This window comes from Streptomyces sp. NPDC002130, from assembly GCF_040296465.1.
GTDB lineage: Bacteria > Actinomycetota > Actinomycetes > Streptomycetales > Streptomycetaceae > Streptomyces.
In genome coordinates this window covers 23,473-30,548 of sequence record NZ_JBEOXI010000084.1, presented here as the reverse complement: position 1 = coordinate 30,548, position 7,076 = coordinate 23,473, and the positions used below count along the sequence as shown (strand labels likewise).

Here is a 7,076-nt window from a genome sequence, read left to right as displayed (position 1 = left end):
GCCTCGATGACGTCGCGGACCCGCTGCGGGGACGGGCTCGCGCCCAGGAAGTCCCGGGTGGCCGGCGGCCCCCACTGGGCGAGGCCGCTGGTCGACATGGGCGCCCAGCCGGGTTCGACGTCGTGGGAGAACAGGTCGCCGTCGGCGAAGTGCTCGAGCATGAAGTGGTCGGGGTCGCGCCAGTAGTCGAAGAGCTGGCTGCCCTGGATGTGCCGGCCGATGCCCCAACTGCGCTTGTAGCCACGCTCCTTGAGGTACTCGCCGCCGGCGGCGATGGAGTCGAGGTCGGTGACCTGGTAGGCCGAGTGGACGTAGCCCGTGCCCGGGCCCAGATGCATGGCCAGCGTGTGGTGGTCGGCTGGCACGCTGCCCAGGTCGCAGCGGATGAACGCCATCGTCGGGCCGCGCCCGCGCTGCCCGTCCAGGAACAGGAAGTCGGACACGATCATGCCGAGTGTGTCCAGGTACCAGTCCAGGGCCCGGCCGAACACGCGGGTCTCCAGGACCACATGGCCCAGCCGCTGAATGCGGGAGGGCTCGCGCGGCGGACGCTGGGTGGCGTTCGTACGGCGGTGATCCGTGCCGAAGTTGAGGAGCAACGGCTGCTGTTCCGGCAACGCGGGGAGCTGTTCGCCGCAATGCACGACCCGGACGGGGAAGCCCGAGGGGTCGAGCAGGTCGACCACCTTTCCGCCACCGGGCACGTCGATCTCCCGTACCGCCGTCCCCGTGGCCCGCGCCAGCCGGTCCAGGTCGGCCCGCTCCGCCGCGCGAAACGCCGGACCGATGAAGCGGGACGTACGACCGCGTCGGATCACCATGCAGGGCGAGCCCGCGAAGGTGCCCCGCAGCCACAGCTCACTCTCCGTGCGGGCGGCGACGCCGAAGCCGAAGTCACGGGCGAAGACCTCCGCCCGCTCCAGGTCCGGCTTCTCGAACTCCAGCCAGGCCAGGTCCGCGACCTTGATCACGGGATTGCGGGAGCGGCCGGGATGCTCACCGCGCAGGGCGCCCTGTTCGCTGTGCAGGTCCTGGTGGGCCGTCTTGACGTGGGGCCCGTGGACGCGGGTTTCAGACATGGTGCCCTCCGAGCAACATTGCTTAATGAGGGAATCATCAGGTTTGACAGTTCCGTCGTCAAGATGTTCACGACAGGAATGATGAACTCATCAGAGCTGCTATCGTCATCGCCCGGGCGGGTAGACTCGGCGTATGTCTACGTCAGCCCCGCCCAGCAACCGCTTCGAGCGGCGCCGCGCCGAGACCCGTCGGGCGCTCGTCCGCGCGGCCCGGCAGATACTCGCCGAGACCGGGGACACCAGCGCCAGCATCCAGGCGATCGCCGAGCGCGCGGACGTCGGTTTCGGCTCCTTCTACAACCACTTCGAGTCCAAGACGGAGCTGTTCGAGGCAGCCGTGGTGGACGCGCTGGAGGAGTTCGGTCAGAACTTCGATGAGTGCCTGACGGGGATCGACGACCCGGCGGAACTCGTCGCGGCGGGCTTCCGGCTCAGCGCCCGCATGGCCGACTCCCACCCCGAGCTGATGCAAATCCTGCGCCGCCGCGGCCTCGGTCACATCCACTCGGACAACGGCCTGGCCCGGCGGGCACTGCGAGACCTTGAGGCCGGCCTGGCGTCCGGCCGCTTCACCCCCGTCGACCCGGTGGTCGCCCTGACCGCACTTGGCGGAACCCTGTTGTCCCTGGTGGAGATGCGATTCGCCCGCCCCGACCTGGACGGCGACGAGGCCGCGGCGAACCTCGCCGAGATGGTCCTGCGCATGCTGGGCGTGCCACAGGACGACGCCCACGAGGTCGCCCGGCGCCCCCTGCCCGACCTCACCTCACCGGCCACTCCTACGCGGTGAGCGACGAGCTCGGCCGGAAGGTGGCCGAGCGGCCGACGAGGTCGTTGCGCCGATCGCGTTCCGCCGTGGGCTCTGGCCTACGCCGCGGCCGGCCTGATCGTCGTCGCCGAACTCGGCGGACTGACCGTCAGGTCCCGTGACCGGCGGCCCGCCTGGTACAGGGAGTCGTGCCGCCGGTCATCTGACCCGGCTCGCACCGGAGTGTCCCGCTGGGTCACCGCCGGGCCGGCTCGCACTTGGTGCGCTCCTGCCGCCTCAGGGGTGTGCGGCGACGTACCACCCGATGCCCGGTCCCGGGCGACCACGCCGACTGCGTCCTGCGCCTCGACGACCCGCAGGCGCTCCAGCCGCCGGCTCTCGTTCATCGCGACCCTGCTCCGGCCTCACTGGCCGCGCAGGCGTTCGTGCGTCTCGCGCTCACCCCCCTGCCCGGGCAGGGGGCACCTGGGCTGGAGGAGGCGTCATGAGGGCGCCGTCCGACGGTGTCGTGATGTTCTGCTCTCGGTTGCCCTGGCCGGACAGAGGAACAATGCTGAATCCATGGGACAGGGCTACGCCGCGGCGATCGTCGATATGCGGGGGGTGGTCAGGGCCTGGAGCGACGGTGCGCGCGACCTGGTGGGATACACGTTCGACGAGGTGGTGAACCGTCCGGGCCATGAACTGCTGGCTGAGGACGTCAGGGCCGACGCGGTCGCGAACCTGTCAGGCATGGTCGTGCTGCGCCACCGGGACGGCTCGTCCGTTCCGCTCGCCCTCACCGCCTGCGCCGTGCTCGGTGAGAGCGGGGAGCAGTCCGGGTACGTGATCACCGCCGATCCTCCAGGCGGGCCGGAGGCGACCGTGGCGGGTCAAGCCTTCCAGCAGGCCTCCTTGCCCATGTCGGTGTTCGACACCACGCAGCACTACATGCGGCTGAACGACGTGGCCTGCGCCATCATGGGAGTACCGGAGGAGGCGCTCTTGGGACAGCATTTCCCGGAGAGCGTGGAGGACCGCCAAGCGCATCGCGGCTGGCTTGATCATCTGCGTCAGGTCGTCGCCACAGGCCGCCCGGTCCGCTACGAGAGCTTCACCGGGGCCCCCGCCCTGAACCGGGAACACGCCTGGACCACCGACATGTGGCCGCTGCGGAACGGTCACAGTCAGGTCCACGCTGTGGGCATCGCGTCATTCGACAGCACCGAGCAGTACTGGGCCCGGCAACGTCTCGCCCTGCTGGACGAGGCCGCGGCCTCGATCGGCACGACCCTCGACGTGGTGCGCACGGCCGAGGAGCTCATCGAGCTGCTGGTCCCCCGCTACGCCGACTTCGCCAGCGTCGACCTGCTGGAGTGGGTCTTCGAAGCGGAGAGGCTGCCCGACCTTCCGTTGCGGGACATCGTCCTGCGCAGGGTCGCGCACGGATCCGGCACGAAGGGAACACCTGAGGCCGCCATACCTGTGGGCGACACCGACACCTATTCACCATTTTCCCCGCCGGCGAAAGCCCTGAGGGCGGGGCGGGCCGTGGTCAGTCAGGCCGGCGAGCCGGACTTCGTGCGCTGGGTCGCCGAGCGCAACGCACGCGCCCCCGCTGGCAGCCCCTACCGCAAGGGAGCGCACTCGATGCTCGCCGCGCCGCTGCGGGCGCGGGGTACCACCCTCGGAGTGGTGGTCGGCGTGCGGATCGCCAACCCGGACGACTTCGGCGCTGACGACACCGTCCTCGCCGAAGAGGTCGCCAGCCGGGCCGCCGTGTGTATCGACAACGCCCGGCGGTTCGCCCGGGAGCGCGCCACGGCCCTGGCCCTCCAGCACAGTCTCCTGCCACGAGGGCTGCCCGGACAGGCCGCCGTCGAGGTGGCCCACCGCTATCTGCCCTCCGATTCGCTGGCCGGTATCGGCGGGGACTGGTTCGACGTGATCCCTCTGTCCGGCAGCCGGGTCGCCCTGGTCGTCGGTGACGTCGTCGGGCACGGCATCCCCTCCACGGCGACGATGGGCCGCCTGTGCACCGCGGTCCGCACCCTCGCGGACGTAGACCTGCCACCGGACGAGCTCCTCACTCACCTTGACGACCTCGTCGTCCACCTCGCCTCCGACGAGAGCGGCGAGGCGGCGGAGCTCGGCGCGACCTGCCTGTACGCCGTCTACGACCCGGTGTCGCGGCGGCTGAACCTCGCGGCGGCCGGCCATCCGGCGCCCGCGCTGCTGCCGGCCGACGGCAGCGCAGCCCTGGTGGAGATGACCGCCGGTCCGCCCCTGGGCATCGGCGGCCTGCCCTTCGAGGCGACCGAGCTGGAGCTGCCCGAGGGCTCGGTGCTCGCCTTCTACACCGACGGTCTGATCGAGGACCGCGACCGCGACGTCGATCACGCCACCACCGAGCTGTGCCAGGCGCTGTCCGCACCGGCGGGCACCCTCGACATGCTGTGCGACACGGTGCTCAAGACAGTGCTTCCGGAGGAGCCCGGTGACGACGTCGCACTGCTGCTGGCGCGCACCCGCGCGCTGGGCACGGACCAGGTCGCGACCTGGGACATCACATCGGACCCCGAGCGCGTGGCCGCGGCCCGCCAGGCCGCCGGCGAGCAGCTGGCCGCCTGGGGGCTGGACGAGGCGGCGTTCGTCACCGAACTGGTCGTCAGTGAACTGGTCACCAACGCCATCAGGTACGGCGCCCCGCCCATCCAGCTCCGGCTGATCCGCGACCGCACGCTCATCTGCGAGGTCTCCGACGGCAGCTCCACCTCACCGCACCTGCGAAGGGCCCACGCCTTCGACGAGGGCGGCCGCGGACTGCTGCTGGTCGCCCAGCTCACCCATCGCTGGGGAAGCCGGCAGACCGGGCGTGGCAAGACCATCTGGGCCGAGCAGCTGCTTGCGCAGGACTGACCTGGTCCGAAGCCGTGCCGATGAACAGGGTGCCGACACCCTGCACCCGCAGAGGATCTTGTCCAGGTGTCCACCAGGGTCTACTGGGCCTCCTCCAGGTCCGGCACGTGGCCCGATGTCATCTGCGCCCACGGCGACTGGTCGGAGGGCACCGGCGCCGCCTTCGAGGGCCACCCGTCGTGCCCTGGTGTCCAGCGAGACGGCCCGGGCCCCGAGCCGCAGAACAACGCTCTCGTCGAGGGGCGGCAGTGCGGTGGAGGCGTCCGTCGCCTCGCCGGACAGCGCGGCCTTGGACAGGGGAACCCTGGCGTAGGGCTGCTCCGTCTCCGCGCTCAGGAGCGTGACCGTCCCGTCGAAGCCCCCCCACGCGCAGCCGGCTCGCGGCGGTCACCGCCGCGATCGAGCCACCCGCGACGACGATGCGCTTCATGACATCGCCCGCAGGGCCGCGACAGGGCAGGAACGCACCGCCGCGAGGGCGGTTGCGTCGTCGTGGTCACCGCCGCCGGGGACCAACTGCACCATTCCGTCGTCGTCCACCCGGAACACCTCCGGTGCGATGACCTCGCACACAGCGCGCCCCTCGCTACGACCCGGAACGAGTTCGACACTCACAGTCACAACCTTCCGGTGGTAACAGTGACCCTGCTGCAGTACGTCACCACCACCGCCGCCAGGGGCCGGCTTGCCGCAGGCGGTCTCGAGCCCGCGTCTGGGAGGCGGTCGACTCGGGCGAGATCGACGAGGCCGCCGCGGTCACCCTCATGATGGCGTTCCTCACCACGGGCATGGACACCACGCCCCTCTCCCTGGCGGCCGCCGTCCGGCTGTTCACCGAACACCCCGACCAGTGGGACGCGCTGCGGGCCGACCCACCGGCTACCTGCCCTTCCTCGGCGGCGATCCTGACGGGCTTCGGCATCGGCCTGAGTGGCGCCGTAGGCACGGCGGCCATCACCGGCTCCCTCGGCCACGGACAGCAAGGTGTCGCCTCTGCCATGAACGACACCACCCGCGAGGTCGGATCGGCGGCCGGCATCGCCCTGATGGGTTCGATCTACGGAAGCCACCACCGCTCATTCCTGCCGTCCTTCAACTGCTCGCCGAAACAACGGAGTCCGTACGCCACTCGGCAACCGCGGGCCTCCACGTCACCCGTCAGCTCGGCGCCCGGGGCACGGCCCACGCCGACGGTGTCAAGAGCGCATTCACGGGCGGGCTGCCCGCTTCCCTGACCGCCATGAGTGTCGTCGTCGCGGCAGCGGTCGGCGCCCTGCTACGCGGACCGAAGACACCGCCGACCGCCGACCCCCGCAGCCCGAGGCCATCCCCTGATCAAACGCCCATGCAACTCGGACGCCCGCCCACCCGTCCGGGCGAGGCGCGCGCTGCCGCAGCGCGTGCTCGACGCCTCCGGGGCCGCGAGACCGTGCTTCCGGGGGCTGCACTTGACACGACCACCTTATCGGTAACAGTGTATCCATTATGAGCACCTGGTCTGAGCCGCAGCCCGATTCCCGGTTCGTCGCGGTGGGTGGAATGCGGATCCACTACAAACGCGCCGGGCGCGGCCCTGCACTGGTCCTGCTGCACGGCAGCGCTTCGTCGCTTCAGCACTTCGACCGTGCGGCGGACCTGCTGTCGGAATCGTTCGACGTCATCCGCCCCGACCTGCCGGGGTTCGGCCTGACCGGCCCTCGCAAGGACCGCGACTACCGCATCCCGACCTACACGGCGGCGGTGGCGGCCTTCCTGGAGGCGCTGGAGGTGCCTCGCTACGCGGTGGCCGGCAACTCACTGGGCGGCAACATCGCCTGGAACCTCGCCCTGGACCATCCGGAGCGGCTGACCGGCCTGGTGCTGGTCAACGCCACCGGGTACCCGGAGAAGCAGATCCCGGCGGGCATGCGCCTGACCCGCAACCCGCTGCTACGGCCCGTGTTGCGGCGCGTGATGCCGCGCCGTGCCATCGAGCGCAACCTGCGTTCGAGCGTCGGCCCGCACTCGACGATCGTGGACGATGCCATGGTGGACCGGGCCCACCAGCTCATGAACCTGCCCGGGAACCGCTCGGCCTTCGTCGACTTCTGCAACACCGACCAGCCCGACCGAAGCGCGCAGATTCCCCGCATCACGGCGCCCACGCTCGTCCTGCGCAGCGCGAGCATCGACGGCCAGCACTTCAGCCGCGACCTCCCCGGCGCCGGGGAGATGGTGCACCCCCATGGCGGTCACCTGCTGCCCGAAGAAGAACCGCAGTGGGTCGCGGACGCGATCGTGATGTTCCTCCGCTCCTCCACCGACACCCCCACGCACTGAGGCCCGAGGAG

7 protein-coding genes are annotated in these 7,076 nt (G+C 70.8%); 4 read left to right on the top strand and 3 right to left on the bottom strand.

From position 1 onward, the window contains the following. Positions 1 to 1,079: VOC family protein (locus tag ABT116_RS18050; protein WP_351634209.1), on the bottom strand; the 1,079-nt coding region annotated here is incomplete at its 3' end. Between the two features lie 133 nt (positions 1,080 to 1,212). Between ABT116_RS18050 and ABT116_RS18045 the strand changes: the two genes are divergently transcribed. After that, positions 1,213 to 1,869, top strand: coding sequence for a TetR/AcrR family transcriptional regulator (locus ABT116_RS18045; RefSeq protein ID WP_351634206.1), 657 nt, complete (start codon positions 1,213 to 1,215; stop codon positions 1,867 to 1,869). Positions 1,870 to 1,946: 77 nt separating this feature from the next. On the opposite strand, the gene ABT116_RS18040 is transcribed toward ABT116_RS18045, so the two are convergent. Beyond that, on the bottom strand, positions 1,947 to 2,234 hold the full coding sequence (locus tag ABT116_RS18040) for a hypothetical protein (protein WP_351634203.1): 288 nt from the start codon (positions 2,232 to 2,234) through the stop codon (positions 1,947 to 1,949). A gap of 175 nt (positions 2,235 to 2,409) precedes the next feature. Here ABT116_RS18040 and ABT116_RS18035 point away from each other — a divergent pair, with 175 nt between their 5' ends. Further along, the gene (locus ABT116_RS18035; RefSeq protein WP_351634201.1) at positions 2,410 to 4,746 is read left to right on the top strand and encodes a SpoIIE family protein phosphatase; all 2,337 of its coding nucleotides are present in this window, start codon (positions 2,410 to 2,412) and stop codon (positions 4,744 to 4,746) included. Between the two features lie 426 nt (positions 4,747 to 5,172). Here the strand turns inward: ABT116_RS18035 and ABT116_RS18030 are convergent, their stop codons facing one another. After that, on the bottom strand, positions 5,173 to 5,361 hold the full coding sequence (locus ABT116_RS18030; protein ID WP_351634198.1) for a ferredoxin: 189 nt from the start codon (positions 5,359 to 5,361) through the stop codon (positions 5,173 to 5,175). A gap of 149 nt (positions 5,362 to 5,510) precedes the next feature. Between ABT116_RS18030 and ABT116_RS18025 the strand changes: the two genes are divergently transcribed. Then, complete coding sequence (locus ABT116_RS18025) at positions 5,511 to 5,981, top strand: hypothetical protein (protein WP_351634195.1); 471 nt, start codon at positions 5,511 to 5,513, stop codon at positions 5,979 to 5,981. 250 nt (positions 5,982 to 6,231) lie between these two features. Then, complete coding sequence (locus tag ABT116_RS18020; protein ID WP_351634192.1) at positions 6,232 to 7,065, top strand: alpha/beta fold hydrolase; 834 nt, start codon at positions 6,232 to 6,234, stop codon at positions 7,063 to 7,065. Positions 7,066 to 7,076 lie beyond the last annotated feature (11 nt).